This window comes from Streptomyces iakyrus, assembly GCF_000717055.1.
Lineage (GTDB): Bacteria > Actinomycetota > Actinomycetes > Streptomycetales > Streptomycetaceae > Streptomyces > Streptomyces iakyrus.
Genome location: NZ_JNXI01000011.1, coordinates 158,489 through 184,820, shown reverse-complemented (window position 1 = coordinate 184,820; position 26,332 = coordinate 158,489). Strand labels below are relative to the sequence as shown.

The window sequence follows — 26,332 nt, the reverse complement described above, 5'->3', positions numbered from 1 at the left end:
GGGTCACTCCCGCCCGAGTATCGCGGCGGCCGCCTCCACGCCCTCGCGGGTCCCGATGACGATGAGGATGTCGCCACCGGCCAGCCGGAAGTGCGGGGTGGGGGAGGGGATCGCCTCCGCCCGGCGCAGCACCGCCACCACGGACGCACCGGTCTCGGTCCGGATCCGGGACTCGCCCAGCAGCCGCCCGTTCCAGTGCGAGGAGCCGGGCAGTTCGATCCGCTCGGCGACGAGCCCCAGGTCGGTGGTGGACAGCAGGTTCGGCGTGTGGTGCTCGGGCATCAGGGCGTCGATGAGCGTGGCCGCCTCCTCCGACGTCAGGCGCACGGAGAGGTCGCAGGCGTCCGGGTCGTCCTCGCGGTAGGCGCTGACCGTCCGGTGCCCGTCGCGGTGCGCGACCACCGAGAGGCGCCGGCCGTGGTCCCGTGTCGTCAGGTCGTAGCGGACCCCTATGCCCGGCAACGGGGTGCTGCTGAGGCGTGGCGCGCTCATCTCCGTCCCCCTTCGGTGGGTGCCTGCGCTTCCTGCCTGTGGGGGGCCGCGCCCGGACGAGCGCCCAGATCCGGCCTGTGTGGCTCATCCTAGGCGGCGGGGCGCGACCGTACCCCCCTCGCGTGGGCTATCGGGACGGCTGCGGGAAGGGGGATGCCGGCGGGACGGGTGTGGCCGTGGGCAGCCGGGCGGTCGCCCCCTCGACCTGCCGCACCGTGCCCTCGCCGGGCCGGTGGCCCGGGCCCGCGCCGGTGGACAGCTGGGACCAGGCCCCCAGGGCCAGGGCGACGGCGGCCGCGGTGGCGACGACCCGTCCCACGCGCCGGACCTTGGCGCGGCGGTCCAAGTCCTGCCACGCCACGCGCACCCACAACTCCTCCGGCTGCCACAGGTCGCCGACGGCGTACGGGGGCTGGAGCCGCCGCCCCGCCGCCCGTTCCTCGGCGGAGGGCTCCCGGGGAGCGGAGACGCGTATGGCGGACTCGCTGTCCGTGAGGAATTTCAGCCACACGTCGTCGGGCGCCGGGGGGATGCCGGGCGGCTCGTGGGGGGTTCCCCGTCCGTCATGCTCATCGGTGGTCACGTCGCGTCATCCCCTCTCCGACCGTCGGCCCGCTCACTGCGCAGCTCAAGATCAGTATGCCGCCCGGGCCCCGGAACCGCCGCTCCCTCCGTCCCCGCGCAGCGCGTCCGAGACCGAGTTGGAACGTGAACGCGCCGTACGGCGGGAGCGCCCGGACGCGCCCCCGCCCCTGGGTCAGACCGTGGCCGGCAGGACGTGGTCCCCGACCTTGTCGGTGCTCAGGCACAGCGAGCAGACGACCGCGTCGTGCGTCCGGCACGCGGCGACGTCCGGCCGCTCGAACTGCTGCCGGCACACATGGCATGGGTAGGCGACGGCGCTGGGGTTGCCGTCCTCGTCCAGGAGGGGCTCGGCGATGCCGTCGTCGGTGCGGCGCAGGTAGTACCTGCCCTTGGTGACCACGGCCATCAACGGCGTGAGGACGAAGGCGATGACGGCCGCGGCGACGGGCGAGTACGGCTGGAGCGTGTCGCCGAGGGCGTGGAAGTACATCGCGATGGACAGCCCTGAGGCGGCGACGAAGGAGACGACCCCGACCGGGTTGACGGCGTAGAGCATGCCGCGGCGGAACTCGGGGGCGTGCGGGGACAGCTTCAGCACGTACTTGTTGACGCCGATGTCGGTGGCCACGGTGACGACCCAGGCGATCGCGCAGTTCGAGTAGAAGCCCAGGATGCTGTTGAGGAAGCTGAACATGTCCGCCTCCATCAGCGCGAGCGCGAAGCCCAGGTTGACCAGGACGAAGACCATCCGCCCCGGGTAGCGCCTGGTGACCCGGGTGAAGGAGTTGGTCCAGGCGAGGGAGCCGGAGTAGGCGTTGGTGACATTGATCTTGATCTGGCTGATCACGACCAGGGCCACGGCCAGCGGGAGGACGATCCAGGACGGCATCATCGCGTCGAACGCGTGCTTGAACTGCTGGATCGGCTCGGGCGCGGCGGAGGCACCGACCTCGGCGATGATGTACACCGCGAGGAACACGCCGATGGCCTGCTTCAGCGCGCCCAGCACCACCCAGCCCGGACCGGCCATCACCACGGCCGTCCACCAACCGCGCTTGTTGGCCTCGGTCTTGGGCGGCATGAAGCGCAGGTAGTCGATCTGCTCGCCGATCTGCGCGATCAGCGACAGACACACGCCCGCGCCGAGCAGCACGGAGGCGGTGTTGACGCCGCCGTCCCCGTCGGTGCCCGCGTAGGCCAGGAAGCGGTCGACGGAGCCCGGGTCGGTGGCGACCAGGTAGACCAGCGGGCCGACCATCAGCAGCAGCCAGATCGGGGTGGTCCACACCTGGAGCTTGCTCAGTGCCGACATGCCGTAGATCACCAGGGGGATCACCATCAGCGTGGAGACCAGGTAGCCCAGCCAGAGCGGCAGTCCGAGGCCCAGCTTCAGGCCCTGGGCCATGATCGAGCCTTCGAGGGCGAAGAAGATGAAGGTGAAGCTGGCGAAGATGACGCTGGTGAGGACCGAGCCGAAGTAGCCGAAGCCGGAGCCGCGGGTGATCAGGTCCAGGTCGATGTTGTAGCGGGCCCCGTAGTAGGCGAGCGGGAAGCCCGTCACGAAGATGACGACGGCGGCGACGGCGATCGCGAGCAGCGCGTTGCCGGTGCCGTGGGCGAGGCCGATGCCGGCCCCGATGGAGAAGTCGGCCATGTAGGCGATGCCGCCGAGCGCGGTCGTCGCCACCACCATCGGGGTCCAGCGCCGGTAACTGCGCGGCGCGAAGCGGAGGGTGTAGTCCTCCAGGGTCTCCTTGACGGCCTGGTCCGTGCTCCGCGCCGCCTCCTGCGCGGGGTCCGGCTCGGTGACTTCTGCCAGTCGTGGCTCGGCACTCATGCCACGCCTCCTTGCTGCGGGTCGGGGACGACAGGGCAGGCACGGTAGGCAGCGGTCGTTACCCCTAAATACTTCCTGGGTGAAGGGAATGTTTCGGAGGCATCTCGCCGGGCTCCAGGGGCCGTTCACGGTTGTCTAGGGCACTCCGAGGACGAACAGCACATACCCCGCGTACGACCCGGAGGCCAGCGCGGCCGTGCCGAGGACGGTGGCGAGGGACGGCCATCCGAGCCTGCTCATCGCGAGCGCGAGCGGGACGAACAGCGGGAAGAGCGGGAGCAGGTAGCGCGAGACGTTGCCGAAGTACTGCTGGGTCGTCATCACCATGAGGTAGGACAGGACCGTGTAGACGACGAGCACGGCGGGCGGTCGCAGCCGCAGCAGCAGCACGGTCAGCACCGGCACCATCAGGACCACGCAGACGCCGATGACGTCCTCGAAGGGCATCGCGAACAGGTAGTCGAAGTGACCGACCGGGATGGACGTCAGCACGTTGAAGGTATGCACTCCCCAGTCGAACTTGTGGGCCCAGGCGCCGTCCTGGAGCTTGGAGTAGCCGTTGATGTCGCCCATGCGGTAGTTGACCCAGGCGAGGTAGCCGAACAGGCCCAACGGCGCGACGCCCACGGCGGCGAGCGGGCGCCGCACCCCGTCCTCACGGCGGCGCAAGGACAGCGCCACGGCGACGGCCAGTGCCGCGACGAGCGTCACGGCAGTCGGTCGGCAGAGCCCCGCCGCGCAGGTAAGCAGGCCGGCGGTGATCCAGCGGCGGGACATGACGGCGTGACAGGCCCACGCGGCCAGCGCCGTGTAGAGGCTTTCCGAGTAGCCCGACCACTCCGTGCCCGAGCCGGGCCACACCGCCCACAGCCCGGCCGCGACCAGACCGGCCCGGTGGCCGCCCAGCCGCTTCGCCACGGCGTAGACGCCGAGGGCCGCCACGAACGAGGCGATGACGGAGACCGTCATGCCGGCGCCGTACAGGCCCAGTCCGGTGCACTCCGAGACCAGTCGCATCAGGGTCGGGTACAGCGGGAAGAACGCCGCCGAGTTGCCCTCCAGCGTGATCAGGCCCTTCGCGCCCGGAACCGGCTCCAGCGCGGGGTCGTACCCGTGCTCGGCGATCTGCTGGTACCACCAGCCGTCCCAGCTGGCCAGCACGTCCCAGGCGTGTTCGCCGCCGCCGAAGCGCGGGTTCTTCTTCCGGAAGTCGCCCGCGGAGTCCAGCAGATACATGAAAACGGCGAAGCCTGCCAGCTTCAGCACGCCGTACGTCAGCAGCACGGGCCCGTAGCGGACGAGGGCGGCGCGCATCCTCGGCCGCAACTCCCTTTCCCCGTATGGGACTTCAGGGTCGCCGACGGTGGAGGGCGGGCGGCGCAGCTGGATGGTACTCATGGCGAGACGGATCCTGTCGTACGGCGGGCCGGGAACACCCAGGCCCGGAAGAGGAGGAAGCGCAGCAGCGTCGCGGCCAGATTGGCGGCGATCAGCGTCACCAGCTCGACCCGGTGGCCGGCCCCGGGCGCGGCGTGGTGGAGCACGGCCAGTGAACCGCTGGTCAGCGTCAGCCCGACCACGAAGGCGGCCAGGCCCTTGAGCTGGTGCCGGAGCGCGCCGTCGCGGCCCCGCACGCCGAACGTGAGCCGCCGGTTGGCCGCCGTGTTGGCGACCGCGCTGGCGAGCAGGGCGAGCCCGTTGGCGGCCTGCGCTCCCGTCGCCGGTCTGAGCAGGGTGTACAGCAACAGGTAGCACAGGGTGCTGGCCGCACCGACCGCGGCGAAACGCACCGCCTGCCGGGCCAGGCCCGCGGGCAGCTCCCCGTCGAGGTCGCCGCCGCTGCGGCGCAGCGCGGTGAGCGGCAGCCGGCCGCCGGCCAGGGCCCGGCCGAGTCGGGCCATGCCCCGCAGATCGGCCAGTGCCGTGGAGAGGATGCGGACCCGGCTGTCGGGGTCGTCCACCCAGTCCACCGGCACCTCGTGGATGCGCAGCCCCGCCCGCTCGGCGATCACCAGCAGCTCGGTGTCGAAGAACCACTCTCGGTCCTCCACCAGCGGCAGCAGTCGCTCGGCGACGTCCCGCCGCACCGCCTTGAACCCGCACTGCGCGTCGGAGAACCCCACGGCGAGCGTGGAGCGCAACAGCCCGTTGTAGCAGCGGGAGATGATCTCCCGCTTCGGTCCGCGCACCACCTGCGAGCCCCGGGCCAGCCGGGTGCCGATGGCGATGTCCGAGTGACCCGAGATCAGCGGCGCGACCAGCGGCAGCAGCGCGGCCAGGTCGGTGGACAGATCCACGTCCAGGTACGCGAGCACCGGGGCGCGGGAGCGTGACCACGCGGTGTGCAGCGCCCGGCCCCGCCCCTTCTCGGCGAGCCGGATCCAGTCCGTGCCGGGCAGCTCCGCGGCCAGCCGTGCGGCGATCCGCGGGGTGGCGTCGGTGCTGGCGTTGTCGGCGATGGTGATGCGGAAGGCGTAGGGGAAGGTCTCGCCGAGGTGCGCGTGCAGCCGCCGGACGCAGGGCTCCAGGTCGTTCTCCTCGTTGTACACGGGGACGACCACGTCGAGGACGGGTTCCGGGTGCTGCGCGGGCAGGGGCGCCCGCCGGGGCAACGCGGACGGCTCGGGTATCGGGCGGTCGATCAGGGCCGACCGCCGTATGGTTCGCATGGCTGTTTCACGGTCCTTCTCTGGCGCGGGGCAGGCCCGGGCGCCGGTTCCGGGCATGCCGAAGGCGCCCGTGGCGGATGGTGCGGTGAAGGAGTCTCGGGGCGCAGGCGCCCTGCGGGGAGGGGCCGCTCAGACGGCTACTCGGGGTAGACCGATGCCGAGGGTTCCTCGGAGTCCACCGGGGACGGCGGGGCCGTCGTCCGTGTGGGGGAGGGCGGCGGCGTGGCGGGCGGCGTCGTGCCGGACCGGCTCTCGGAGGCCGTGGCCGTCGGCGTGGGGTCCGGGGCCGGCTCGCTCGTCGGCCCGGACGGTGTGACGCCGCCGGTCATGGTCGCGGGCAGGGTGGTCTCCGGCTGCTCGGTGGGCGTCGTGCTCGGCGCCGGTGGTGCGGTCGTCGGTGTGCCGTCCGGCGAGGTCGTCGGGCTCGTCGTCGGCTGTGGCCGGTGATCGGCGGGCTGGGCGCGGGTGAGCATGCTGGGCAGCAGGGCCAGCCCGACACTGAGCCCGGCCACCGCCACGGCGGAGCCACCCGCCTTCCACAACAACCGCGACCGGCGGCGGGACCGGATGCCCGCGTGCAGCCGCTGCCGGTGCTCGGGCTCGTAGGGGGTGTGCTGCTGGGTGTCGCGCATCAGCCGCGACAGGTCCCGCTCGAAGTCGTCCATCGGTTCTCCTTTCACCCCACGGGCCTGACGGCGTCGGACAGGATCTGGCGGAGCCGCGCGACTCCGCGTGACGCATGGGACCGGGCGGTGCCCACCGGGCAGCCCAGGGCCTGGGCGACCTGGGACTCGGGCAGGTCCTCGTAGTAGCGCAGGACCACCGCGGCCCGCTGCTTCGGCGACAGCAGGGCCAGCGCCGCCTCCAGCCGCGAACGCTCCGCGACGGCGGACGACATGTCGCCCGGGTCGGCCCGGTCCGGCAGTTGCTCCACCGGGCGCTCCCCCCACCAGCGCCGCCGCGCCGAGCGGGCCGCGAGCCGCACCAGCACGGTGCGGACGTACGCCTCCGGAGCCTGCTCGGCGACCTTCGGCCAGGCGAACCACAACTTGACCAAGGCCTCCTGCACCAGATCCTCGGCACGCTGCCGGTCACCCCCCGTGAGCAGACGCGCGACATGGAGCAGCGCCGACCAACGGGCGGCCGCGAACTCGTCGAAGCCGTCCGCCCGAACCTGCTCCATCCTCACCGTCCTGCGTCTCAGTGGCCCCCTACACCTCTCGAAAGACGCTGGACCCCGCCCCACGCTGCACCCTAAACCTGTGATCCACCTCACTCCGCCTGGAGCAGGGCAGGGAAAAGGGCCCGTGCACAGGCACGGGCCCTTTCTGAGCAGGGCGGCTTCCTACGTGCGGTCGCCCTTCGGCTGGGCCGGCTGGTCCGGTGTGCCGTGCGGCGGCGGGCTGTGCGGCTGCGGCGAGGTCGCCGGGGACACCTGGGAACCTCCTCGGCCGCCCGGCCCCGCTTCGGGGCGCAGGGCGTTCGGGTCGCCGGACGTCGGCTCGGCGCCCCCGTGCAACTGGTCCAGCCGGGAGTCCAGCAGCCGGGTCACCGGCAGCCGGTCGGCGTGCGACCGCTCGTAGGCGAACAGTTGCTCGACCTCGTCCGCGGACAGCGACCGCACACGGCTCTCCAGGCCGCCGATCGGCAGGTGGTCGTAGTCGGGCAGTGGCAGGGTGCTGCGGGCGGGATCGGCCATGGTTCTCACTGCCCTGAGTACGACGTACTGTGCGAGCCGGCGGGTTCAGCGGGCTCCCGGGCCGCCGCTGCCGAAGCCGCCGCTGCTGCCCTCGTTCCAGCGCGGGCGCGTCTGCGAGCCGCTGGTCCGGTCGCTCTGGTTGCCGTGGGTCTTCAGCTCGTGCGGCGTCAGACGCTCCTCGCTTCTCGGCATCTCGTCGGGCTCGCGGCGCTCCAGCGTTTCGCGGACCGGGCCGCCCTCGGGGACCCTGGGCTGCTCGTCGGGCCGCGGCGGGCGCCGGCGCTTGTGCCGCAGGCCCACGATGACGGCGCCCAGCAGCAGGGCCACGACCACCAGACCGGTCACGGCCAACCCGAAGCCGGGGGCGTCGCCGCCCGCGGCCATCTCCATCCACGCGCTATTCATGGCATGCGGGTACCCCCGGCCCGCACCGTGAACCCGGTCCCCTCGACCGGCGGAGGGAGGGTCGGTCCCGGACGGTTCTCCGCTGCGAACACCGGTTTGACCGACGTCGAGAGGGGCTACCCGCGCGGTGTGACTTCGACGACATCCCAGCAGGAGCTGTTCCGGTTCCTGGAGGACCGTTTCGCGTGTGCGCAGGCGTGCACCGAGTGCGCGCGGGCGTGCGCGCTGCGCGCAAGCCTCGTGGATCCCGACGGCACCGAGAACCAGGAACTCGTACGGCGCAAGGGCATCATGTGCGCGGAGGTCTGTGACGCGACCTGCCGTGTGCTGTCCGAGCAGAACCAGGTGGACGAGAGCACGATCCGGGTCCAGGTGGAATGGTGCCGGACCGTGTGCCTGGAGGCCGCCCACGTCTTCGACCGGCAACCAGGAGCGGAGGACTCGGCGGCGGCATGCCGTGCTTGCGCGCGGGCGTGCACGGACTTCCTCGCCATGCTGAACTGACCGACACCATTCCGTCTGACCGACGCCATTCCCTATTTCTGGAACACGTTCTACGGTGTGCGCCGACAGGACCGGCCTTGGGAGCCTGGAGGCGCCGTGCACCTCGAATACACGCCCGAGCAGCAGCGGCTGCGCACCGAACTGCGGTCCTACTTCGCCGAGCTGGTCCCGGACCACCTGTACGCCCGGCACGGCGACCCGGCCGCACAGAAGCGGTTCTACCGTCAGACCATCCGGCGGCTCGGCACGGACGGCTGGCTCGGCGTGGGCTGGCCGAAGGAGTACGGCGGGCGCGGCCTGACGGCCATGGAGCAGTTCATCTTCTTCGATGAGGCCGCCCAGGCCGGCGTCCCGCTGCCGCTCATGGCACTGAACACCGTCGGCCCGACGATCATGCAGTACGGCACCGACGAGCAGAAGGCGTACTTCCTGCCGAAGATCCTCTCCGGTGAGATCGACTTCGCCATCGGCTACAGCGAGCCGGGCGCGGGCACCGACCTCGCGTCCCTGCGCACCCGGGCGGTACGGGAGGGCGACGAGTACGTCGTCAACGGCCAGAAGATCTGGACGACCAACGGCGACACGGCCGACTGGGTCTGGCTGGCCGTGCGCACCGACCCCGACGCCCCGCCGCACAAGGGCATCACCATGCTGCTGGTGCCGACCACCGACCCCGGCTACTCCTGCACCCTGATCAACACCCTCGCCTCGCACGACACCACCGCCAGCTACTACGAGAACGTCCGCGTCCCCGTCTCGCGCCGGGTCGGCGCCGAGAACCAGGGCTGGCGGCTGATCACCAACCAGCTCAACCACGAGCGGGTGACCCTGGCCGCCCACGGCACCATGGCGATCCGGGCCCTGCACGACGTGCAGCGCTGGGCGATGGAGACCAAACTCGCCGACGGCCGCCGCGTCGCCGACCTGCCCTGGGTGCGCCGCCTCCTGGCCCGCACCCACACCCGGCTGGACGCGCTGAAACTGCTCAACCGGCAGATGGTCGGCGCAGTCCAGGACGGCACCCTCACCCCGCAGGACGCCTCGGCCGTCAAGGTCTACGGCTCCGAGGCCCGACGCGACGCCTACGCCTGGCTGATGGAGATCGTCGCGGCCCCCGGCGCCCTGAAGGAGGGCTCGGCCGGCGCGGTCCTGCACGGCGAACTGGAACGCGGCTACCGCTCGGCGGTCATCTTCACCTTCGGCGGCGGCAACAACGAGATCCAGCGGGAGATCATCTCGTGGATCGGGCTGGGGATGCCGAGGGTGCGACGCTGACGGGGTGTGTTTTCAGAGGTGTCAGCTGCTGCCGGGCGAGGCTCGTCTGCGCATCTGAGTGAATACCTCAACCGGGTCCGCCCAGCATGATCTTCCACACCCGGGTCGCGACTTGCAGGTTGAGGCGGTCCTCCACGTCCGTGAGGTCACGGCCGCTGATCTCACGGATGCGCTGGAGCCGGTAGCGCAGCGTGCTGCGGTGGATCGCGAGGGATTCGGCGGTCTCGGCGTAGTTGCCGCCGCAGTCGAAGTACCGGGACAGGGTCTCCACGAGAGCCATACGGTGTTGGCCGTCATAGTCGACGAGGGTTCCGAGCCATTCTCGAACGAACGCCTCCAGCTCCCGGTATTCGTTTCCAGGCCCCAGGATGCGGTAGAGCCCCAGGTCATCGAAGTATGTCGTGCCGTATCGGCTTCGTGACTGGCGGCGTATCTCCAGGGCGCGCAGTGCTTCCTGGTAACGGCCGGGGATACCGCCCGGGGTGTCGCAGCGGGCGCTCACCCCGATCGTCCCGTCCCGCGTTCCGGTCTCACGGGCGAGCGTCTCGTACAAGGCGTGGTCGTGGGGGCTGCCCTCGGCGATCAGGACCACGTGGTCGGAACGCCTGGTCACCAGCGACGGCATGCCCACGGCCGAAGCTGCCCGGCCCACCGTCCGCGCGAAAGCGTCGTCCGGGACCCGGTTCCTCCACTGCACGACGACCACGTACTGGATGCGGTGCAGGTCGTGTCCGAACGCCTCGGAGCGGGCGTAGGCGCTCGCCTCGTCCGTGCCCCCCAGGAGATCGTCGACCAGTTCGCGGCGCAGTCGCAGCTCGGCCTCCGCCAGATGACGCAGGTGCGACAGTTCCAGGGCGAGCGACGTGGCGGCGTGCTCCAGCGCGAACACGGTGTATTCGTCGGCGTCGTCCGAAGGATCGACCACGGCCAGGACTCCGAGGACCTCACCGCGAGGGCGTACGAGGGAGATCAGCCGGTCCTTGATGCGTACAGGTCCGCCACTCCGGGCGACCTCGTGGAGCAGCTCCTCACGGCGTGCGGGGTCCGGTTCCGGATAGGGGTCGGGACGACCGGGACCCGACCAGGACCGCAGTCGGCCGAAGCGGTCCTCCGCCAGCACCGGAAATCCGGTGAGCTCATGAAGTGCACCGGTGATGGCCTCTTCGCCGCCGCCCGAAGCCGCGACCTCGGCGAGGGCCTCGTGCACGGCCCGCTGATATCCCGTCTTGACCACGAGGGAGATCAGCTGGTGCTGGAGGGTTGCTCGCTCTCGTCGCAGGCGGTGCTGCTCCAGCGCCTCTTCCTGCTGGTGGCGCTGCGCGACGGCGACCGACAGGGCCGCGGCGGTGAGGCGTACCAGCACTGCGAGCAGGAATTGCTGGGCATGAGTGGGCCGGAAGCGAGACGTCACCACGAGGTAGCCGTGCAGTCCCACGGGGCCGTGCAGGGCCAGGGCCCGGCCCCGTGAGCGGCCGGGCACGGCCACGGGGCCGTCCCGCCCCGTCAGCTCTCGCACCGTCCGGTCGACGGCTGAAGCAGGGGCCGGCCTGCCCTGCGGGCTGGGGACCAGCCGGCCTTGCATCCTGAGGTATCCGGCCTCGGCTCGGTACGGGCCGACAGCTGACACGTGGTCCATGGCCAGGCGCAGGATCTCGCCTTCGTTCCGGCTGTCGAACAGGAGGCGGGAGATTGCCAGCAGTTCGTGGGGAGGGTCGGCCGGGCTGGGAAGGTGCGGGCGGGACCTTCTCCACAAGACCGTCGGGTGCCGCCCGGGACGGCGCCGTGGAAGGCTGCCTTCCTGGACGGGACGGCCTCGGCGCATGTTCCGGGCCCAGCGGGCGACCATGGGATCACTCCCTTTCCCGAGCCCTCAGAGAGGCGGGCGGCCTTCGCGTACCCCGCTGCGACCGGCTCACCCCAGGTCTTCGGAGTTTTCGCCTCGTGCTCGCGGGGGGACGGGCTCCGTCGTTCTTTGACCTGCCGGACGCAGGCGTAGAGCTCCTCGGTTCGCGAATCTGGGGCGTGCCGGGGGCGCCGTGCGTACCGGCAGGAAGGACTGGGCGATGACCGAACAGCCTCGTATGCCCGTTGCCACGTACCAGACGTACCAGGAAGCCGAACGCGCCGTCGATCACCTCTCGGACCAGGGGTTTCCCGTGGAGAGGGTGGCCATCATCGGCCAGGACGTCCGCCTCGTCGAGCAGGTCGTCGGACGTATGGACTACGGCCGGGCCGCCCTGCACGGAGCGGCGAGCGGAGCCCTTCCCGGTGCGCTGATCGGCTGGCTCTTCGGCTTGCTCGACTGGGTGGACCCCATCGTCTCGGCCCTGCTCGTTGCCCTCTACGGCCTGATTTTCGGGGCGATCGTGGGCGCGCTGTTCGGCCTGCTGCTGTACGCCCTGCAGGGCGGCCGCCGGGACTTCGCCTCGGTCCGCTCGATGGAGCCCAGCCGGTACGACGTCGTCGTGGACGAAGCGGTCGCCGATGAGGCCATACGGCTGCTCGGCGGGCTGCACACCACCGGCGCAGGCGGACGTCCCGCCCATACATGAACGATCGGATCCGCAGCTGCGGCGTATGCCGCCGCACCGGGAGGAGCTCCTCATGGCCAAGGCAGTGGGCATCGACCTGGGCACCACGAACTCGGTGATCGCCGTGTGGGAGGGCGGCGAAGCTTCCGTCGTGCCCAACAGCGAGGGCAACCGCACGACACCGTCCGTGGTGGCCTTCACCGACACCGGGGAACGGCTGGTGGGCCAGCTGGCCCGGCGCCAGGCGATCCTCAATCCCAAAGGCACCATCTACTCGGCGAAGCGGTTCATCGGCCGGCACTTCGACGAGATCTCGGACGAGGCCAGGGCAGTGGCGTACGACGTCGTCGAGGGCCCGGGCGGCGTCGCTCGCTTCAAGGTGCGCGACAAGCTCCATGCGCCCGAGGAGATCAGCGCCCAGGTGCTGCGCAAACTCGCCGACGACGCGTCCAAGCAGCTCGGGGAACGGGTCACGGAGGCGGTCATCACCGTGCCCGCCTACTTCAACGACGCCCAGCGCACCGCCACCAAGGACGCCGGCCGGATCGCGGGACTGGAAGTGCTGCGGATCATCAACGAGCCGACCGCGGCCGCCCTCGCGTACGGCATGGACAAGAAGCACCACGAGACGGTGCTCGTCTTCGACCTCGGTGGCGGCACGTTCGATGTGAGCATCCTCGACGTCGGCGACGGCGTGGTGGAGGTGCGTTCCACGGCGGGCGACAGCCACCTGGGCGGTGACGACTTCGACCGGCGTCTGGTGGATCACCTCGCGGACGACTTCCAGAAGGAGAACGGCATCGACCTGCGCAAGGACCCGCAGGCCCTGCAACGCCTGTTCGAAGCGGCGGAGAAGGCCAAGACCGAGCTGAGTTCGGTGACGCAGACGCAGGTCAGCCTGCCGTTCATCACGGCCGATGCCTCAGGCCCCAAGCACCTCACCGACTCGGTCATGCGGTCCACGTTCGAGCAGATCACCAGCGACCTGGTGGAGCGCTGCCTGGAACCGGTCAAGCAGGCCATGGCCGACGCCAAGGTCGGCGAGAGCGACATCGACGAGGTCATCCTCGTCGGCGGTTCCACCCGCATCCCCGCCGTCCAGGCCCTCGTGCGCCGGCTGACCGGCGGCAAGGAACCCAACATGAGCGTCAACCCCGACGAGGTCGTGGCCCTGGGCGCCGCGATCCAGGCCGGGGTGCTCAAGGGCGAGGTCAAGGACGTTCTGCTGCTCGATGTCACGCCCCTGTCGCTGGGTGTCGAGACACGGGGCGGCGTGATGACGAAGATCATCGAGCGGAACACCACCATCCCCGTGCGCCGCACCGAGACCTTCTCCACCGCCGAGGACAACCAGCCCGCCGTCGACATCGTCGTCCTTCAGGGCGAGCGCGAACGGGCCGCAGACAACCGGGTGCTCGGCCGCTTCCAGCTCACCGACATCCGCCCGGCGCCGCGCGGCGAACCGCAGATCGAGGTCACTTTCGACGTCGACGCCAACGGCATTCTCAACGTCAAGGCCCGCGACCAGGACACCGGCAAGGAACAGGGCATCACCATCACCGAGAGCTCCAACCTCGACCGCGGCGAGGTCGAACGCATGGTCCAGGAGGCCGAGCGCAACCAGGGCGAGGACAAGGCCCTGCGCGAGGCCGTCGACGCCCGCAACGGGCTCGACGCCGTCGCCTACCAGGTCGAGAAGCTCCTCGCCGATCTCGGCGACGCCGCTCCCGCGCACGAGAAGTCACGCGCCGAGATGCTGGTGTCGGACGCCCGGGCGGCGGTCAAGGAGGAGGCAGGCGTGGAGCGGGTGCGGCCCCTGACCTCCGAACTCCAGCAGGTGCTGGCAGGGCTGGCGGCGCATCAGGCCGGCGCCACCACGGGCGGTCCCGACCAGGACACCACCGGGGACGGTGCGACCGGTGGCGGCCCGAGTGGCGGTGGTGACGACGACGTCATCGATGCCGAGTTCGACAAGGACTGAGGAACCGCCATGCCGATCCACCCCAGGGAATCCGACCCGGCCGTGCCGGACCCGGCCGACCCGGCTGTGGAGGGCGCCGTACGCCCTCCCCGAGGTGATCTTCCGCCCGCGAGCCCGCCGGACGGGCCGGGGTCCGACACAGGCGAGGCACCCGGCCCCGACGCGGCCGGTGGCCCCGCGCCGTCCGAGGACCAGCACACGGCCGAACTCAAGGAACTGGAGGACCGCTGGCGGCGCGCGCTCGCCGACCTCGACAATCTCCGCAAGCGCCACACCAGGGACCTGGAGCGGGAGCGGACGGCCGAGCGGTCCCGTACGGCCGCCGCCTTCCTGCCCGTCCTGGACAACCTCGAACTCGCCCTGACTCATGCGGGATCCGACCCGGGCGCGATCGTGGAGGGCGTCCGGGCGGTCCGCGACCAGGGGGTGAACGTCCTCGAACTGCTCGGCTACCCGCGGCACGCGGAGACCGGCGTCGCCTTCGACCCGGCCCGGCACGAGGTGGTCGGCGTGGTCCAGGACCCCGACGCCCCACCGGGCACGGTCATCGAGGTGCTGCGGCCGGGCTACGGGGACGGCGAACGGCAGCTCAGGCCCGCCGCCGTGACTGTCGCGAAGCGGGAGTGACCGGTCATGGCACAGGACTTCTACGAGGTGCTGGGCGTGTCACGGAGCGCGAGCCAGGACGAGATCCAGCAGGCATATCGCAAACTCGCCCGCACGTATCACCCCGACGTCAACAAGGACCCGGGAGCGGAGGAACGCTTCAAGGACCTCAACGAGGCGTACAGCGTCCTGTCGGACCCCAAGACCCGGGCCCGCTACGACCGCTTCGGCGAGGACTTCCGGAAGGTCCCCGAGGACTGGGAGGAGCGGGTCGGTGCCGGTGCGGGTCCCGGCGGCGGCTTCCGCTCCCGGAGGACCGCGGGTGCGGGCGGTCCCCATGTCCGGTACTCCACCGGCTTCGGAGACGGCTTCGGAGCGGAAGGCATCGACATCGAGGACCTGCTCGGTTCCATGTTCGGAGCCGGCGCAGCCCCGGGCGGCGTTCCCGGAGCGGACCAGGAGGCCGAACTGCCCCTCACCGTCGAGGAGGCGTACCGGGGCGGCCGCCGCACCGTCACGCTCGCCGGCCCCACCGGGCAGCCGCGACGGTACGAGGTCGACGTACCGCCCGGTGTCACCGACGGGCAGCGCATCCGCCTGGCGGGCGAGGGCGGACGGGGCAGTGGTGACGCCGCCGCGGGAGATCTGTATCTGCGGGTGCGCATCCAACCGCACCCCAAGTTCCGGCTGGACGGCCGGGACGTGCAGGTACAGCTTCCGGTCACCCCCTGGGAGGCCGCGCTGGGCGCGACGGTTCCGGTGCCCACCCCGGGCGGCGGCACGGCCAAGGTCACGGTGCCCGCGGGCTCCTCCAGCGGCCGGCGACTGCGACTGCGCGGCGAGGGCATGCCGAACCCGCGCGGTGCCGACGGCAACCTCTACGCCGAACTCCGCGTCATGGTGCCGCCCAAGCTCAGCGACCGGGAGCGCGAGCTGTTCGAAGAGCTCGCCGCCACCTCTTCGTACGACCCCAGGAGGACGCGATGAGCGACCGACCCTCATGGGCTGCGACCGGCGGCCGTACCGCCCAGGCTGACGCAGGCGGGCGTCCCGTACGGACGAGCACCGGTTCCACGGCTGTGCGCTACGCGCTCGTCCCCGTACCCAGGCTGTCCTTGGACACCGTGGCCCGCCGCGCGGGCCTGCACCCCGACCTGGTCCGCCGGTTCGTCGCCCTCGGCCTGGTCGACGCCGAGCGCGACGCCGCGGGGCGCCTGGTGTTCGACTCCGCGGCCCCGGCGGTTCTCGCCCGCGTCCAGAGGCTGCGCTCCGGTCTGTGTCTCAACTACGCATCCATCGGTCTGGTGCTCGATCTGCTGGACCGCATCAGCCTGCTCGAAGCCGCACTGCGCCGCGTCGGTACGAGGAGTGACATACCGCCATGGACATGAACCGTCTCACCCAGAAGTCACAGGAAGCCCTCCAGGAGGCGCAGACCGCCGCCGTCCGCATGGGACAGACCGAGGTCGACGGTGAGCATCTGCTGCTCGCGCTCCTCGACCAGGAGGACGGCCTGATCCCGCGGCTGCTGCAACAGGCGGGCAGGAAGCCCGAGGAACTCGGTACGGCTGTGCGTGAGGAGCTATCCCGCCGGCCCAAGGTGACCGGCCCGGGTGCGGCACCGGGCCAGGTGTTCGTCACCCAGCGCCTGTCCCGGCTGCTGGACGCCGCCGAGCGGGAGGCCAAACGCCTCAAGGACGAGTACGTCTCCGTGGAGCACCTCCTGCTGGCCCTGGCCGAGGAGGGCTCGGCGACCGCCGCCGGACGCCTGCTCAAGGAGCACGGCATCACCCGGGACTCGTTCCTGAGCGCGCTCACCCAGATCCGCGGCAACCAGCGCGTGACGTCGGCCAACCCCGAAGTGGCGTACGAGGCCCTGGAGAAGTACGGCCGCGACCTGGTCGCCGAGGCCAGGGACGGCAAACTCGACCCGGTCATCGGCCGGGACGCCGAGATCCGCCGTGTCACCCAGATCCTCAGCCGCAAGACCAAGAACAACCCCGTCCTCATCGGCGACCCCGGCGTCGGCAAGACCGCCATCGTCGAGGGGCTCGCCCAGCGCATCGTCCGCGGTGACGTGCCCGAAGGGCTGCGCGACAAGACCGTGTTCGCACTCGACATGGGTTCTCTGGTCGCCGGAGCCAAGTACCGGGGCGAGTTCGAGGAACGCCTCAAGGCCGTGCTGTCCGAGGTGAAGGCAGCCCAGGGCCACATCCTGCTCTTCGTCGACGAACTCCACACCGTCGTCGGCGCGGGCGCCGCCGAAGGAGCCATGGACGCGGGCAACATGCTCAAGCCGATGCTCGCCCGCGGCGAACTGCACATGATCGGCGCCACCACCCTCGACGAGTACCGCAAGCACATCGAGAAGGACGCCGCCCTCGAACGCCGCTTCCAGCAGGTCCTGGTCGACGAGCCGAGCGTGGAGGACACCATCTCCATCCTGCGCGGACTGCGCGAACGCCTGGAGATCTTCCACGGCGTGAAGATCCAGGACACCGCGCTGGTGTCCGCGGCCACCCTCTCCCACCGCTACATCACCGACCGGTTCCTGCCCGACAAGGCCATCGACCTCGTCGACGAAGCCTGCGCCCGGCTGCGTACCGAGATCGACTCGATGCCCGCCGAACTCGACGAGATCACCCGCCGCGTCACGCGTCTGGAGATCGAGGAGGCCGCCCTCTCCAAGGAGACCGACCCGGCCAGCAAGACCCGCCTGGAGGAGCTGCGCAGGGAACTGGCCGACCTGCGCGGCGAGGCCGACGCCAAGCACGCCCAGTGGGAGGCCGAACGGCAGGCCATCCGCCGTGTGCAGGAGCTGCGCCAGGAACTGGAGCAGGTCCGCATCGAGGCGGAGGAGGCCGAACGCGCCTACGACCTCAACCGCGCCGCTGAACTCCGCTACGGCCGCCTCCAGGACCTGGAGCGCCGGCTCGCCGCGGAGGAGGAGCAACTGGCCGCGAAGCAAGGGGAGAACCGGCTGCTGCGCGAGGTCGTCACGGAGGAGGAGATCGCCGAGATCGTCGCTGCCTGGACCGGCGTTCCCGTCGCCCGCCTCCAGGAGGGCGAACGCGAGAAGCTGCTGCGCCTCGACGAGATCCTGCGCGAGCGTGTCATCGGCCAGGACGAGGCCGTCAAGCTCGTCGCCGACGCCATCATCCGCGCCCGCTCCGGCATCCGCGACCCGCGCCGCCCCATCGGCTCGTTCATCTTCCTAGGCCCCACCGGCGTCGGGAAGACCGAGCTGGCCAAGACTCTCGCCCGGGCCCTGTTCGACTCCGAGGAGAACATGGTGCGCCTCGACATGAGCGAGTACCAGGAGCGGCACACCGTCAGCCGGCTGATGGGGGCCCCGCCCGGGTACGTCGGCTATGAGGAAGGCGGACAGCTCACCGAGGCCGTACGCCGCAAGCCGTACTCGGTCGTGCTGTTCGACGAGATCGAGAAGGCGCACACCGATGTCTTCAACACCCTGCTGCAGCTCCTCGACGACGGCCGCATCACCGACGCCCAGGGCCGCACCGTCGACTTCCGCAACACCGTGATCATCATGACGTCCAACATCGGCTCCGAGCACCTCCTCGACGGCGTCACCGCCGAGGGTGAGATCAAGCCGGACGCCCGCGCCCTGGTGATGGGTGAGCTGCGCGGGCACTTCCGTCCGGAGTTCCTCAACCGCGTCGACGACATCGTGCTGTTCAGGCCGCTCGGTGAGCGGCAGATCGAGCGGATCGTGGAGCTGCAGTTCGATGAGCTGCGCCGCCGCCTCGCCGAGCGTCGCATCACCGTCGAACTCACCGAGGCGGCCCGGGAGTTGATCGCCCACCAGGGTTACGACCCGGTGTACGGGGCCCGGCCGCTGCGGCGTTACATCTCCCACGAGGTCGAGACGCTGGTCGGGCGTGCCCTGCTGCGGGGCGACGTCCAGGACGGCGCGACGGTCCGTGTCGACGCCCAGGCCGGAGAGCTGGTGGTCACCTATGACCAGCCCGAGGACCTGAAGGGAGCGCAGGCGGCATGAGCACTGTTCAGGCCACGAACGTCACCTGCCCGCACTGCGGGCGCAAGAACCGGGTGCCCGTGTCCGCCGAGGGCCGCCCCAGGTGTGGCAACTGCAAGCAGCCGCTGCCGTGGATGGCGGACGCCGGCGACGACGACTTCGCCGAGGTCGTCGAGCGGGCCGACGTGCCCGTCGTGGTCGACCTGTGGGCCACCTGGTGCGGCCCCTGCCGCATGGTGAGCCCCGCGCTGGAGAAGGTCGCCGCCGATCTCGCCGGCCGCATCAAACTCGTCAAGGTCGACATCGACGACAACCCGCGCCTGGCACAGCGGTTCGAGGTCCAGGCGGTTCCGACGCTGTTGGTCCTCGACAAAGGACAGACCATCGCCCGGCAGGCGGGCGCCGCACCCGCCCCTGCCCTGCGGCGGTGGGTGGAGCAGTCGATCGCGGGCCGCGAACCGGCCGGGAAAGGGTGATCAGCCATGACCGTACGAACCGACCCCCACCTCGCGCTGGTCCGGCCGATCCAGCCACTGACCCCCGAAGGGTGTCAGGAGTGCCTGCTCCTCGGCTCCCCGTGGGTCCACCTCAGGCTCTGCCTGACCTGCGGCCACGTCGGCTGCTGCGATTCCTCGCCGAACCGGCACGCGCGCCGTCACGCCGCCGCCGACGGCCATCCGATCGCGGCGTCGTTCGAGCCCGGTGAGAGCTGGCGGTGGTGCTTCGTCCACGAGGCGTTCGTGTGATGCCCGGCGACGAGACGCGGCCGGGCACAGCGCAGGTGCCTGACGAGACGGAGGAAAGCGTCCCCTTCGAGACCGCCGACATCTACGGCGCCTATCCCCGCCTGCCGGAGGAGCAGATGGACCGCTTGGCGCAGCGTGGCCGACGGCGCGAAGCCGACGCCGGCGATGTGCTGATCAGGGAGGGGGAGCCGTGCGAGATGTTCTACGTCGTCCTCAGTGGCTCGATCGCCATCGTTGAGGGCTACGGCGCACCCGACGAGCGTCTGCTGCGTGTGCACGGCCCCGGGCGCTTCATCGGCGAACTCGGCCTTCTGCACGGGCAGGTGGCCTTCTACACCGCCGTCGTCAGGGACCCCGGTGAGGTCCTCGCCGTGTCCATGGACCAGCTGCGTGACCTGGTGACCCGGGACTCCGTCCTCGGCGACGTGGTGCTGCGCGCCTGCCTGGGCCGGCGTGCTCTGCTCGTCGGGCAGGGCGCCGGTTTCCGCATCGTCGGCTCGCGCTATTCGCCCGACACCAGGCGGCTGCGTGAGTTCGCCGCCCGCAACCGGCTGCCGTACCGCTGGATCGATCTGGAGACCGACGAGGAAGCCGAGGAGTTGCTGCGCCGCTTCGGCGTCGGCCCGGCGGAGACACCGCTCGTCATATGGCGGGACACCACACTCTTGCGGAATCCCAGCAACGTGGAACTGGCCCGGCTCATGGGCCTTCCCTCGCTGCCTGCCCGAAACCATCACGGCGATCTCCTGATCGTCGGCTCCGGACCCGCCGGTCTCGCTGCCGCGGTGAACGCCGCCTCGGAGGGCCTGGACACGACCGTGGTCGAGGCCATGGCCAGCGGCGGCCAGGCCGGCACGTCGTCCCGCATCGAGAATCTGCTCGGCTTCCCCTCCGGCATCTCCGGCGCCGAACTCACCGAACGCGCCGTGCTCCAGGCCGACAAGTTCGGCGCCAGGATCAGCGTCCCGGCGGAGGCGGCCCGACTCGAACCGCGGGACGGTTACTACGCCGTCGGGTTCGCCGACGGCAGCGAGATCACCGCCCGCACCGTCGTGCTGGCCACCGGCGCCCGCTACCGCCGCCTCCACGTGCCCGGCATCGAACGCCTGGAGGGAACGAGCGTCCACTACTCGGCGACCCTCTACGAAGCCCAGCAGTGCCGCACTGACCCGGTGGCCGTCGTCGGCGGCGGCAACTCCGCGGGCCAGGCCGTGCTCTTCCTGGCCGGGTACGCACCGCAGGTGTATCTGCTCGTCCGTGGGCCGAGCCTCGAGGCGCACATGTCCCGCTACCTGATCGATCAGGTGGAGCGCCACTCGCGGGTGCGCGTGCTGCTGCACACCGAGATGACCGAGGCACTCGGCGACGAGGTGCTGGAGGCGGTCACCGTGGTCGACCATCGTACGGGCGGGCATCGGCAGCTCGCGGTGCGCGCCCTGTTCGTCTTCACCGGCGCCGAGCCGCACACCGAGTGGCTGTCCGACGCGCTCGCCCTCGACGCGCGCGGCTTCGTGCTCACCGGGGCGGAGGCGCAGGCCTGCTCCGTCCCCGGACTGTGGCAGAGCCAGGGCCGCGACTGCCTGACGTTGGAGACCAGCCTGCCTGGGGTCTTCGCCGCCGGAGACGTCCGTAGCGGCTCGGTGAAACGCGTGGCCTCCGCGGTCGGCGAAGGCGCGATGAGCATCCACTTCGTGCACCGCTACCTGGGCCACACGGCCGCGCCCGGCGGCACTGACAGCTCCCCGCGTACCCGTCCGAAGGAGTCCGCTTGGCTCGGATGAGCCCGAAGAGAGACAAGATCACGAGGAGGAGAAGGAGGCGATGGGAATGACTACGCCCGTCCGGCATCAACGGGGTGCCGCAATGCAGGCCAGGCCGCTCGGCTGGGCACGCAATCCGCTGACGGAGTGTTGCTTCCCTCCGCAACCGGCCCGGCGAGCCGCGACCGACTCGAGCAAGACGCTTGCCAACGGCAGCTACGCGCCGACGGACGGACGCCGCCGGCCCCGCAGCGCACAGGACGACCTCATGACCGGCGGTGACCGGGGCAAAGGAGGCAGCGATGAAATACGACGGATTCCTCGCCCACGTACGGGAGCGAGGCGAATACAAGGACCAGGACGAAGCCGCGGACGTCACCAACGCCGTGTTGGAAGTGCTGGCCCAGCGGATCAGCCCGGGAGAGGTCAAGGACCTCGCATCCCAGATGCCCGGCCCGCTGAGACAGGTTCTCCACCGAGTGACGCCCCAGCAGACGCAGAGCTTCGGGATCGAGGAGTTCTACCGCCGGGTCGCCGAGCGCACGGGCGCCCGGCCGCGTACGGCGCAGTGGGACGCCAGCGCGGTCCTGACCACCGTTGCCGACGCCGTGACCGGCGGAGAGCTGAATCAGATCATCAGCCAACTCCCTTCCAGTTACGCGGTCTTGTTCGGAAAGGCCGACCTCGCGGACTGAGTTCGTGGGGAGGTCAGAACGAAAGGCCCACTCATGGCAGCACCTCACATCCCGGGCGCCGAACCAGCTTGCCGCGCTCCTGCCGTGACCACGGTGGAGAAGGTCGTGCTCTTGCGGTCACGGATCAGGGGGCCGCCACTCGAACATCAAGATCGTGGCGTCGTCGCTGAGTTCGTTGTGCTGATGCTCGAGGATGGCATGGATGAGCAGGCGCAGTACTTCCGGGGCACTCTGCCCCGCTGCGGTCGACCGGATGATGTAGTCGGTGAAGCGCTCAAGGCCGAATCTTCACCCGCCTCGTCGCGTGATTCCACGACGCCGTCCGAGTAGAGCAGTATTCGGTCACCGGGTTCGAGGCTGACGTCGTGCACCTGCCGGGCGCTCCCGGCGAGGCCGGCGGGCAGACCCAAAGGGGGCTCAGGCGGCCGCTCCAGGGCCTTGTGAAGCAGGCGGTGGCGACGGATGAGCAACGGAGGCGGGTGGCCGCAATTGCACCAGCGCAACACACCGGTGGGCATGTGCAACTGGGTAAAGACACCCGTGCAGAACTGCTCCGGAAGCCACTTTGCCAACGCCTCGTCCAGGGCACCCACGAGTTCGTTCAGATCTGCCCCGCTGCGCCGGGCGTTACGGCAGCCTGCCATGGCGACAGAGGTGGCAAGTCCGGACGCCAGATCGTGCCCTATGCCGTCGAGGACTGCGGCGTGGAGAACGTCCTCGGTGAACGCATGGTCGAAAGCATCGCCGCCCAGTTCGTACGCAAGCTCCAGGACCGCCGTCGACACGACCCGCCCGGTGCCGATCGACGGGGAGGGAGAAACGCCCTGACCATCTCCGTGGGCAGGTGCATCGGCCGGGTACGCATGCGCTGCGCGGACCCGGCGGACACGTTCCTGTCCATGCTTTTCGAGTCACAGCAGAAGGTCGAAGACGGCTCGAGCCTCGTCCCAGTGCTGGGTCTGGGGGTTTTTCAGGTCGGGGTGGAGGATCTTGAAACTCTGGGCAAGGGCCAGGCTGAGTCCGCCGATGATGTCCGGATAGGCCGCCTCGGTCTCCTCATCGGGCGTACGGTCCAGAGCGGGATGGGTGGCGAGCTGTTCCAGGATCGGCTTGAGTTCTACGTCCTGGTCGATCTTCCGGAAGTGGTGAATGCTCTCCTGAAGGCCTTTCGTGATCGGCAGGTCACCGGTCCGGATGACGTCGCGCCCGTTGGCCTTGGCAGTGGCCTGGGCGACGGTCAGCAGATCGTAGAGCTTTGCGTCGACGAAGTCGCTGTAGCGCTTGAGATCGTTCTTGTCGACGTCCAGTCCTGCGGCCGCGCGAAAGAACTTCTCGAATCTGGCGATGGACATCACGGTCATGATGGCAACCTCCGGCTGCGGGAGCCGGCCGGCTCCCGGCCCCTGGGCTTGCCAGTCAGCCTGGCCGACGGGAGCGCGCGAATGCATGCGTATGTCGGGCCCAATTAGCCTTCCTGTTTTGCCCTGCCAGGCCCATGCGTCCGACTGCCCGGGGCGTTGGATGGGCGTGCGGACCTACGGCAGGGCCAGAGAGCGCTCGGGAGAGGCCGGTGAGCAGCAGCCGGGCCGGTGCGTTGTGGATTTCCCGCGTAGCAGGGCTTTGCGGACTCCGGCTCCCGGGCGGACACCGGAGCGGGGTGGTCGGTGGCGCGGCGTGTGGTGCGTGCGCGGGATGATGCCGGAGCGGGTCTTCGCGGTGGCGGACGCGCGCGGGGGCTGGCGTGTCACGCGGCGTCGACGTTACCTCGGCGGCGTCCGTGGGCACTTGGGAGCGGCGGGGCAGCCGACGAGGAGGGCCCAGTCATGCAGCTGTTGTCTCAGGGCGTTACAGTCGTGGTTCTCCTGGCGGATCCGGACGCGCCGACGGAGATCGCGCAGCGCATGGCCCGGACACTTGCTGCTCGGCTCGCCGAGAAGTCGGGTCAGGGGCGACGGTTCGACGTCGAGGTGGTCAGTGAGCCCTTCACCGCCGGGACGGAAGACCCGCCCACTTTGATGCGCCGGATCATGGACCGTGGGAGCGCGGAGAACTGGGACATCGTCGTGGCCCTCACCGACCTTCCGCTGCACACACACGGGCGCAGGCTCGCTGTGGATCTGAATCACGAATACGGCTTGGCGCTGCTCTCTCTTCCTTCTCTGGGAGGCCTGCGGTTGCAGACGAGGGCCCGGCGGGCCGTCGAAGAAGCCGTGCTTGGGTTGGCGGGTCCGCAAACCACTGAGGCTGAAGGACCTCCGCGAAGTCAGCCGCTTCTGGGGCCCTCCGTCGATCGTCTCGCGCCTGTTCATCCGGGCCGAACCGGTGAGAAGGAGACCGACGATCTTCGGTACGTCGTCAGCGGGCCGCGCGGTTACCTGCGGGTGCTCGCCGGTATGGTCCGCGCCAACCGGCCGTGGCGGTTGGTGCCGGGCTTGCAGAAAGGCCTGGCGGCCGCACTCGCCACGGGGGCAGTCGCCACCGTGAACTCCACCGTCTGGACCCTGGCCGCGTCTCTCAGCACGCCACGCCTCGTGATCGCCACGGTCGGATCTGTCGCGATCATGATCGGTTGGCTGATCATAGACGCGGAGCTGTGGCATCGATCAGCAGAGAGCTCGCCGGAGGCGAGGCAGAGGGCGCGGCTGTACAACGCCTCGACGGTCGTGACCGTGGGTATCGGCGTGCTCGTCTGCTACGTGGGTTTGTTGGTCATCAACTGGGTGTGGGCGCTGTTCATCCTCAACGACCAAGCTTTCGCCGCCGTGACACGAACTCCACTGCACGCTGAGGAGTACTTGACGCTGTCCTGGTTCGTCGCTTCGGTCGCCACCGTCGGTGGCGCGCTGGGATCAGGCCTGGAGAGCGACGAGGCGATCCGGGCGGCCGCCTACTCCAAGCGCGAACAGGAACGTCGCCGCGAGCTTCAGAAGAGCGACGATGACTAGCCGGGGTCCGAGTCGGGGATACGCCGGTGGCCGGTGGTCGTCCGGATGGAGGATTTCGCTGATCGGTGCGCGCGTGCTCGTTTCGCGTCGAGGCCGGCGGGGACCCGGACGGCACGCCGCCGGGACGCCGGCGCTCCGCGTGGCAAACCACCGGCGGTGCCGTTGCACCTGATCCGGGTGAACGACCCGCAGAGGCATGCCGGTGCCATGGACCGCGTCCCGCCGACCCCCACGCGTTCAACTCCCGGGAGTGAGGCTCTTCGCGCCGTCTCCATCACCGCCGTGGTGCGGTCATGCCGCGACATCAAGGGATCGCAATCATGAAGGCAGCGGTATACGAAGGCCCGCGAACGGTCGCGGTGAAGGACGTACCGGACGCGAAGATCGAGCACCCCTGCGACATCATCGTCAAGATCACCACCACCAACATCTGCGGATCGGACCTGCACATGTACGAGGGCCGCACCTCGTTCGAGTCCGGCCGCACGCTGGGACACGAGAACTTGGGCCAGGTCGTGGAGGTCGGCTCGGCCGTACGCAAGGTCCAGGTCGGCGAGTATGTGGTTCTGCCCTTCAACATCGCCTGCGGCTTCTGCAAGCAGTGCGAGCGGGGGCTGACCAACTACTGCCTGACCATGCAGCCGGAACCGGCCCTCGCCGGAGCCGCCTACGGCTTCGCCGACATGGGCCCCTACCAGGGCGGCCAGGCGGAACTGCTGCGCGTGCCCTACGGCGACTTCAACGCGTTGCGCCTGGGCGAGGACGCCGCCGAGCGACAGACCGACTACGTGATGCTCGCCGACATCTTCCCCACCGGCTATCACGCCACCGAGATGGCCGACGTCAAGCCGGGCGACCAGACGATCGTCTTCGGGGCCGGCCCCGTCGGGCTGATGGCGGCCTACTCCGCCGTGCTCAAGGGCGCCGGCCGTGTCTGGGTGGCCGATCACCAGCCCGACCGGCTGGCCAAGGCGGAGGAGATCGGGGCCATACCGATCAACACCGCCGAGCAGAACCCGGCGGAGGTCGTCAAGGAGGCCACCCTCGGTCTGGGCGCCGACAATGGCTGTGAATGCGTCGGTTACCAGGCACACGACCACGAGGGACACGAGGACGCCAGCCTCACGCTCAACGGCCTGATCGACTCGGTCAGGTTCACGGGCCACATCGGCGTGGTGGGCGTCTTCCTGCCCCAGGATCCCGGCGGCGAAGAGGCCCAGGGCGAGCTGGAAGCTCAGGGCAAGGTGCCGATCGACTTCGGCATGATGTGGTTCAAGGGCCAGCGCATGGGGACCGGCCAGGCGCCGGTGAAGAAGTACAACCGGGCGCTGCGGGACCTGATCGCCGGCGGGAAGGCGGAGCCGAGCTTCGTCGTCTCGCACGAACTCGGCCTGGACGAGGCCCCCACCGCCTATGAGCACTTCGATGCCCGTGACGAGGGCTGGACCAAGGTGGTCCTGCATCCGAACGGACACGGGAACGGCAGCAAGCGATAGGAACCCAGGGGCCGCCGCCGTCTGTCTTCCGGACCAGTCCGGGTGACGGGTGGCAGTCACCCTGATTCCGGCAGGGGCTGAACCAGCGGCGATCACCGGAGTTCGG

General features: G+C 70.2%; 25 protein-coding genes and 1 pseudogene. 14 read left to right on the top strand and 12 right to left on the bottom strand.

The features are described 5' to 3' along the window. Positions 1-3 precede the first annotated feature (3 nt). From OO68_RS18655 to OO68_RS18615, 9 genes are all read right to left on the bottom strand, one after another. A complete protein-coding gene (locus OO68_RS18655; protein ID WP_033309511.1) occupies positions 4-492 on the bottom strand; it encodes a cation:proton antiporter regulatory subunit in 489 nt (162 codons plus the stop codon). Positions 493-619: 127 nt separating this feature from the next. Continuing rightward, positions 620-1,075, bottom strand: coding sequence for a hypothetical protein (locus OO68_RS18650; RefSeq protein WP_033309510.1), 456 nt, complete (start codon positions 1,073-1,075; stop codon positions 620-622). 174 nt (positions 1,076-1,249) lie between these two features. Next, positions 1,250-2,914 carry a purine-cytosine permease family protein gene (locus OO68_RS18645; protein ID WP_033309509.1) on the bottom strand — a complete coding sequence of 555 codons (1,665 nt, stop codon included), beginning with the start codon at positions 2,912-2,914 and terminating at the stop codon, positions 1,250-1,252. A gap of 135 nt (positions 2,915-3,049) precedes the next feature. Next, positions 3,050-4,312: a glycosyltransferase family 39 protein gene (locus OO68_RS18640; protein WP_033309508.1), complete on the bottom strand. Its 1,263-nt coding sequence runs from the start codon at positions 4,310-4,312 to the stop codon at positions 3,050-3,052. Continuing rightward, on the bottom strand, positions 4,309-5,583 hold the full coding sequence (locus OO68_RS18635; RefSeq protein ID WP_051814714.1) for a bifunctional glycosyltransferase family 2/GtrA family protein: 1,275 nt from the start codon (positions 5,581-5,583) through the stop codon (positions 4,309-4,311). Before OO68_RS18635 ends, OO68_RS18640 begins: the two co-directional genes overlap by 4 nt. Before the next feature lie 137 nt (positions 5,584-5,720). Continuing rightward, entirely contained in the window at positions 5,721-6,248 is a 528-nt protein-coding gene (locus OO68_RS45515) for a hypothetical protein (RefSeq protein ID WP_051814713.1), read from the bottom strand. Between the two features lie 11 nt (positions 6,249-6,259). Further along, positions 6,260-6,766: a SigE family RNA polymerase sigma factor gene (locus OO68_RS18625; RefSeq protein ID WP_033309507.1), complete on the bottom strand. Its 507-nt coding sequence runs from the start codon at positions 6,764-6,766 to the stop codon at positions 6,260-6,262. Positions 6,767-6,928: 162 nt separating this feature from the next. Next, the gene (locus tag OO68_RS18620; RefSeq protein WP_033309506.1) at positions 6,929-7,282 is read right to left on the bottom strand and encodes a DUF8129 domain-containing protein; all 354 of its coding nucleotides are present in this window, start codon (positions 7,280-7,282) and stop codon (positions 6,929-6,931) included. 45 nt (positions 7,283-7,327) lie between these two features. Next, complete coding sequence (locus OO68_RS18615; protein WP_033309505.1) at positions 7,328-7,687, bottom strand: DUF6479 family protein; 360 nt, start codon at positions 7,685-7,687, stop codon at positions 7,328-7,330. A 129-nt stretch (positions 7,688-7,816) separates the two neighbouring features. Here OO68_RS18615 and OO68_RS18610 point away from each other — a divergent pair, with 129 nt between their 5' ends. Next, positions 7,817-8,191, top strand: coding sequence for a four-helix bundle copper-binding protein (locus OO68_RS18610; RefSeq protein ID WP_033309566.1), 375 nt, complete (start codon positions 7,817-7,819; stop codon positions 8,189-8,191). Positions 8,192-8,287: 96 nt separating this feature from the next. Next, positions 8,288-9,466 carry an acyl-CoA dehydrogenase family protein gene (locus OO68_RS18605; RefSeq protein ID WP_033309504.1) on the top strand — a complete coding sequence of 393 codons (1,179 nt, stop codon included), beginning with the start codon at positions 8,288-8,290 and terminating at the stop codon, positions 9,464-9,466. 67 nt (positions 9,467-9,533) lie between these two features. Here OO68_RS18605 and OO68_RS18600 read toward each other — a convergent pair whose 3' ends face one another. Next, complete coding sequence (locus OO68_RS18600) at positions 9,534-11,312, bottom strand: helix-turn-helix domain-containing protein (RefSeq protein ID WP_033309503.1); 1,779 nt, start codon at positions 11,310-11,312, stop codon at positions 9,534-9,536. A gap of 217 nt (positions 11,313-11,529) precedes the next feature. On the opposite strand from OO68_RS18600, the gene OO68_RS18595 reads away from it, so the two are divergent. From OO68_RS18595 to OO68_RS18550, 10 genes are all read left to right on the top strand, one after another. After that, entirely contained in the window at positions 11,530-12,018 is a 489-nt protein-coding gene (locus OO68_RS18595) for a general stress protein (protein WP_033309502.1), read from the top strand. Between the two features lie 52 nt (positions 12,019-12,070). Continuing rightward, entirely contained in the window at positions 12,071-13,978 is a 1,908-nt protein-coding gene (dnaK, locus tag OO68_RS18590; protein ID WP_033309565.1) for a molecular chaperone DnaK, read from the top strand. 9 nt (positions 13,979-13,987) lie between these two features. Next, positions 13,988-14,605: a nucleotide exchange factor GrpE gene (locus OO68_RS18585; protein WP_033309501.1), complete on the top strand. Its 618-nt coding sequence runs from the start codon at positions 13,988-13,990 to the stop codon at positions 14,603-14,605. A 6-nt stretch (positions 14,606-14,611) separates the two neighbouring features. Continuing rightward, positions 14,612-15,571 carry a DnaJ C-terminal domain-containing protein gene (locus OO68_RS18580; RefSeq protein WP_033309500.1) on the top strand — a complete coding sequence of 320 codons (960 nt, stop codon included), beginning with the start codon at positions 14,612-14,614 and terminating at the stop codon, positions 15,569-15,571. After that, positions 15,568-15,975 (top strand): chaperone modulator CbpM, encoded by a 408-nt coding sequence (locus tag OO68_RS18575; RefSeq protein ID WP_033309499.1) that lies wholly within the window; start codon positions 15,568-15,570, stop codon positions 15,973-15,975. Before OO68_RS18580 ends, OO68_RS18575 begins: the two co-directional genes overlap by 4 nt. Further along, positions 15,966-18,605 carry an ATP-dependent chaperone ClpB gene (gene clpB, locus OO68_RS18570; RefSeq protein WP_033309498.1) on the top strand — a complete coding sequence of 880 codons (2,640 nt, stop codon included), beginning with the start codon at positions 15,966-15,968 and terminating at the stop codon, positions 18,603-18,605. Before OO68_RS18575 ends, clpB begins: the two co-directional genes overlap by 10 nt. Next, complete coding sequence (gene trxA, locus OO68_RS18565; RefSeq protein WP_033309497.1) at positions 18,602-19,060, top strand: thioredoxin; 459 nt, start codon at positions 18,602-18,604, stop codon at positions 19,058-19,060. Before clpB ends, trxA begins: the two co-directional genes overlap by 4 nt. Positions 19,061-19,066: 6 nt before the next feature. After that, entirely contained in the window at positions 19,067-19,330 is a 264-nt protein-coding gene (locus OO68_RS18560) for a UBP-type zinc finger domain-containing protein (RefSeq protein ID WP_033309496.1), read from the top strand. Then, on the top strand, positions 19,330-21,111 hold the full coding sequence (locus OO68_RS18555; RefSeq protein WP_033309495.1) for an FAD-dependent oxidoreductase: 1,782 nt from the start codon (positions 19,330-19,332) through the stop codon (positions 21,109-21,111). Before OO68_RS18560 ends, OO68_RS18555 begins: the two co-directional genes overlap by 1 nt. Positions 21,112-21,392: 281 nt before the next feature. Continuing rightward, entirely contained in the window at positions 21,393-21,785 is a 393-nt protein-coding gene (locus tag OO68_RS18550; protein ID WP_033309494.1) for a DUF2267 domain-containing protein, read from the top strand. 117 nt (positions 21,786-21,902) lie between these two features. On the opposite strand, the pseudogene OO68_RS44110 reads toward OO68_RS18550, so the two are convergent. Beyond that, positions 21,903-22,659 (bottom strand): annotated as a pseudogene (locus OO68_RS44110) (PP2C family protein-serine/threonine phosphatase); the annotation flags it as partial. Positions 22,660-22,696: 37 nt separating this feature from the next. Next, a complete protein-coding gene (locus OO68_RS18545; RefSeq protein WP_033309493.1) occupies positions 22,697-23,146 on the bottom strand; it encodes a DUF1931 family protein in 450 nt (149 codons plus the stop codon). Positions 23,147-23,608: 462 nt separating this feature from the next. Here OO68_RS18545 and OO68_RS18540 point away from each other — a divergent pair, with 462 nt between their 5' ends. Together OO68_RS18540 and OO68_RS18535 are read left to right on the top strand one after the other, a co-directional pair. Further along, positions 23,609-24,730 (top strand): hypothetical protein, encoded by a 1,122-nt coding sequence (locus OO68_RS18540; protein ID WP_209442598.1) that lies wholly within the window; start codon positions 23,609-23,611, stop codon positions 24,728-24,730. 320 nt (positions 24,731-25,050) lie between these two features. Then, positions 25,051-26,226 carry a glutathione-independent formaldehyde dehydrogenase gene (locus OO68_RS18535; RefSeq protein WP_051814712.1) on the top strand — a complete coding sequence of 392 codons (1,176 nt, stop codon included), beginning with the start codon at positions 25,051-25,053 and terminating at the stop codon, positions 26,224-26,226. Positions 26,227-26,332 lie beyond the last annotated feature (106 nt).

Bases quoted from the DNA above. Each gene is read 5' to 3' on its own strand.
- OO68_RS18655 (WP_033309511.1), bottom strand. From the start codon at position 492: ATGAGCGCGCCACGCCTCAGCAGCACCCCGTTGCCGGGCATAGGGGTC.
- OO68_RS18645 (WP_033309509.1), bottom strand. From the start codon at position 2,914: ATGAGTGCCGAGCCACGACTGGCAGAAGTCACCGAGCCGGACCCCGCG.
- OO68_RS18640 (WP_033309508.1), bottom strand. From the start codon at position 4,312: ATGAGTACCATCCAGCTGCGCCGCCCGCCCTCCACCGTCGGCGACCCT.
- OO68_RS18635 (WP_051814714.1), bottom strand. From the start codon at position 5,583: ATGCGAACCATACGGCGGTCGGCCCTGATCGACCGCCCGATACCCGAG.
- OO68_RS45515 (WP_051814713.1), bottom strand. From the start codon at position 6,248: ATGGACGACTTCGAGCGGGACCTGTCGCGGCTGATGCGCGACACCCAG.
- OO68_RS18625 (WP_033309507.1), bottom strand. From the start codon at position 6,766: ATGGAGCAGGTTCGGGCGGACGGCTTCGACGAGTTCGCGGCCGCCCGT.
- OO68_RS18620 (WP_033309506.1), bottom strand. From the start codon at position 7,282: ATGGCCGATCCCGCCCGCAGCACCCTGCCACTGCCCGACTACGACCAC.
- OO68_RS18615 (WP_033309505.1), bottom strand. From the start codon at position 7,687: ATGAATAGCGCGTGGATGGAGATGGCCGCGGGCGGCGACGCCCCCGGC.
- OO68_RS18600 (WP_033309503.1), bottom strand. From the start codon at position 11,312: ATGGTCGCCCGCTGGGCCCGGAACATGCGCCGAGGCCGTCCCGTCCAG.
- OO68_RS18595 (WP_033309502.1), top strand. From the start codon at position 11,530: ATGACCGAACAGCCTCGTATGCCCGTTGCCACGTACCAGACGTACCAG.
- dnaK (WP_033309565.1), top strand. From the start codon at position 12,071: ATGGCCAAGGCAGTGGGCATCGACCTGGGCACCACGAACTCGGTGATC.
- OO68_RS18585 (WP_033309501.1), top strand. From the start codon at position 13,988: ATGCCGATCCACCCCAGGGAATCCGACCCGGCCGTGCCGGACCCGGCC.
- OO68_RS18580 (WP_033309500.1), top strand. From the start codon at position 14,612: ATGGCACAGGACTTCTACGAGGTGCTGGGCGTGTCACGGAGCGCGAGC.
- OO68_RS18575 (WP_033309499.1), top strand. From the start codon at position 15,568: ATGAGCGACCGACCCTCATGGGCTGCGACCGGCGGCCGTACCGCCCAG.
- clpB (WP_033309498.1), top strand. From the start codon at position 15,966: ATGGACATGAACCGTCTCACCCAGAAGTCACAGGAAGCCCTCCAGGAG.
- trxA (WP_033309497.1), top strand. From the start codon at position 18,602: ATGAGCACTGTTCAGGCCACGAACGTCACCTGCCCGCACTGCGGGCGC.
- OO68_RS18560 (WP_033309496.1), top strand. From the start codon at position 19,067: ATGACCGTACGAACCGACCCCCACCTCGCGCTGGTCCGGCCGATCCAG.
- OO68_RS18555 (WP_033309495.1), top strand. From the start codon at position 19,330: ATGCCCGGCGACGAGACGCGGCCGGGCACAGCGCAGGTGCCTGACGAG.
- OO68_RS18550 (WP_033309494.1), top strand. From the start codon at position 21,393: ATGAAATACGACGGATTCCTCGCCCACGTACGGGAGCGAGGCGAATAC.
- OO68_RS18545 (WP_033309493.1), bottom strand. From the start codon at position 23,146: ATGACCGTGATGTCCATCGCCAGATTCGAGAAGTTCTTTCGCGCGGCC.
- OO68_RS18540 (WP_209442598.1), top strand. From the start codon at position 23,609: ATGCAGCTGTTGTCTCAGGGCGTTACAGTCGTGGTTCTCCTGGCGGAT.
- OO68_RS18535 (WP_051814712.1), top strand. From the start codon at position 25,051: ATGAAGGCAGCGGTATACGAAGGCCCGCGAACGGTCGCGGTGAAGGAC.